This is a genomic window from Candidatus Bathyarchaeia archaeon, from assembly GCA_035935655.1.
GTDB lineage: Archaea > Thermoproteota > Bathyarchaeia > 40CM-2-53-6 > 40CM-2-53-6 > 40CM-2-53-6.
The window spans coordinates 1-3267 of record DASYWW010000048.1 but is presented as its reverse complement, the minus strand read 5'-3'; the positions used below and the strand labels follow the sequence as shown (position 1 = coordinate 3267).

At 54.9% G+C, this 3267-nt stretch carries 1 rRNA gene; it reads right to left on the bottom strand.

Annotated features, from left to right (window positions below):
• Nucleotides 1–3240, bottom strand: a 23S ribosomal RNA gene (locus VGS11_10205); the annotation flags it as partial.
• Between the last annotated feature and the right edge of the window lie 27 nt (nt 3241–3267).

Here is a 3267-nt window from a genome sequence, read left to right as displayed (position 1 = left end):
ACGACGGAGAACCAATCCTCCTCGTCGATGAGGACTCTCGGAGGAGACGAGCCAATTACTCCCGGGGTAATTTTTCTGTCACCTCCAGCCCCCAGCAAAGGGGACATAAAGGATCGCTAGACCAGGCTTTCGCCTCTGGATCCCTTGCCGTTGAGGATCCAGTCAGCCCGACTTTTGCTCTTGCACTCTACTCCGGGGTTCTGTCCCGGATGAGTCGAGCTTAGGGCCCCCTCGATATTTTTTCGAGGGGGTGCCGCCCCAGCCAAACTGCCTACCTGCCGTTGTTCCAGAGTCAACCCTGGTAAGAGATGTAATCGCAGATAGGTGGTGTTACATTGGCGCCTCCACCGGACCCGAAGACCCGGCTTCGAAGGCTCCCACCTACACTCTGTACCCGCAATCACATCCCAGCGACAAGCTGCAGTAAAACTCCACGGGGACTTCTCGCCCCGCTGGGTGTCCCTGGACTGTTCGTCCAGGTAAAGTGGGTTCACCGGGCCCCAGGCGGGGACAGCGGGGAGGTCATTGGTCCATTCATGCACGTCGGAACTTACCCGACAAGGCATTTGGCTACCTTAAGAGAGTCAGAGTTACTCCCGGCGTTTAGCGGCCCTTAGCCCGGTTGTACCCAGGTTTCAGGTACCGCCACTGGCCAGGACTCAAAGGCTGTTTACACCCTTTCGGGCTTGCAGCCTCATATGTTTGTTACCCAGCGGTCCGTGCTTCAAGCACGTAGGACGGAATTAACCTCCTGAACTTCTCAACATCCAGCTTCCTGTAGATCTGTATTCCATGTACTACCCCATACCGGTATATGTGACCTGAAATCCCTATGTTCTGGAGTCTTCTTTGAATTGTAGTCAGCAATTTCCTGTTCTTGTTGTATATTACAGGTCTATCTGTGTACGTGCCTTCTGCATCGAAGAATCCTGCAACGAAATTCTTGAAATCCTCGTTTGTTAGCCCATCAACGACATTAACAATGTTGTGTCGCATTTCTCCGAACCAGAGAAAGAGATCCTTCGACCATACAAGCGCTCTCCATTTGTGCGATCCATCAGTTTTTGACGTATAGTCGTAGAAGTGCACTTTGAAGTTCATCTTTCGGAGTCGCGGAACTACTTCGGACAAAAGCAGTTGTCCGCGCACTTGATCCACCGATACTGAGTACGCCCCTTTCTTTGAAGCGTACGAGGTCCCGTCACCGTACAGTATTCCGATCGGGTATGGGTCAACTTGGTTCAGATGTTTCGCGCTGCTATGCGAAGTTCGGAAGATTGGTCCCACTCTTAGCCAGCACGGTTCTCGCTGTTTAGTAAACAGTCGCCTCCCCCTTGTCACTGCGACCTGAACTCCCAGCATAGCTAGGGGTTCAGGCACCCCTTTTCCCGAAGTTACGGGGCTAATTTGCCGAGTTCCCTCGCCTGAGTTCCACCCGATACGTCTTAGGCTTCTCACCTAGGGGCACCTGTGTCGGATCTTGGTACGGACGGAGAGGGTCCATCCCCTGACCCTTTTCCTTGGCTCCTGGAATCAGCTGAACCCCCCTAAAACGGGAGGCCATTCCCATCTTCGCCTGGTTCTCACCATTACGGTACTCCCCAGGCTTCAAAGGTTAGATGAGACGACGATCTCACTCAGCCTATCCGGAAGCGTCAGGTCAGAAGCTTGCGTTGCCGCGTGTACCTCTCCGGTACAGGAATCTTAACCTGTTTCCCTTTCGACATGGCCGGTTAAGGCATGTCTTAGGACCGACTTACCCCCGGCTGACGACGCATTGCCGGGGAACCCTGGCCCCTTCGACGGAGGGGATTCTCACCCCTCTATGGCTGTTACTACCACCGGGATCTGCAACAGCGAACGGTCCACTGGACCTCACGGCCCAGCTTCCACCCGAACGCCGCGCCCGCCTACCGACACGGGTTTGACCCCGTGTCCCTGGGTATCGGCACCTGGCTTAGTCCCGTATATTTTCGGCGCCCCCAACCTCGGCCGGTCAGCTGTTACGCACTGCTTGGAGGATGGCTGCTTCTAAGCCTACCTTCCAGCTGTCTCCGGTTGAGGACGGCTTTCAATTTCTACACTTAGCCAGGATTCTGGGGCCTTAACCCAAGCCTGGGTTGTTCCCCTCGCGGCCTAGGAGCTTACCCCCCAAGCCCGACTCCGGTCTTCTACGGCGCTAATGGATTCGAAGTTTGAATGGAGAGTGGAACCTTTCGGTTCCTTGTTCCCCAATCAGGACTCTACCCCACCAGCAGCCTCCAACCGGGCTATCCTTAGAGATATTTCGGCGGGAACTAGCGATCACCGAGTTAGATTGGTCTTTTGCCCCTAGCCCCAAGTTATGGGAGTGAGTTGCACGTCAACACCCCTTCGGACCTCCACCGAGCTTTCGCCCGGCTTCATCCTACTCAGGGCTAGATCACTCGGTTTCTAGTGTCATCCCTGTGATTACGGGCCCTTTCAGACCCTGTCCCTCACGCTTCATGAGAATCCACGTTATGGACTATTGGTTTCCCTGCGACTCCAGGCCATACGGCCTTTAGCCTCACCACAGAAATGAACTCCCCGGCCCATGGTACTAAACGGAACGTACAATCCTAGTCCCCTCCCCTCGTAATGCTGCGTCACCACAGCCTCCTTCAGGGAGGATCTACCCTTACGGACCGTACACGTCTGTAACCACCTGATTTCAGGCACTTTTCACTCCCCTTCCGGGGTACTTTTCAGCTTTCCCTCGCGGTACTAGTGCGCTATCGGTCTTGGGACGTATTTAGTCTTGGAAGTTGCTTTCTTCCAGATTCCCGCACCCAAACCGGGGTGAGGTAATCAGGAACTCCAGCCCTAATTCTGCAGTCTTGTATCTATGGGGCTATCACCCTCTACGGCAGGCCGTTCCAGGCCATTTCGACTTCGACTGCGAGAAAGCGGCCGGGCCCTACAACACTACATCCCCCAACAGTTTCCTGTCAGGGTTCGGTTTAGACTGTTCCCATTTCGCTCGCCGCTAATCTGGGAATCCCTCTTGGTTTCTCTTCCTCCTCCTACTTGGATGCTTCCGTTCGGAGAGTTTCTCCTCCCATATGGGAGTTCCACGGTTTGACCCGTGGTGGGAAGTCCCATTCAGGTATCTCCGGATCTAAGGCCGCGTGCGCCTACCCGGAGCTTATCGCAGCTTGCCACGCCCTTCGTCAGCGCCCAAGCCGAGCCATTCGTCAGGTGGCGTATCATGCCAAGCCCTTTAGGAACCCACATTCGATTTGCGTC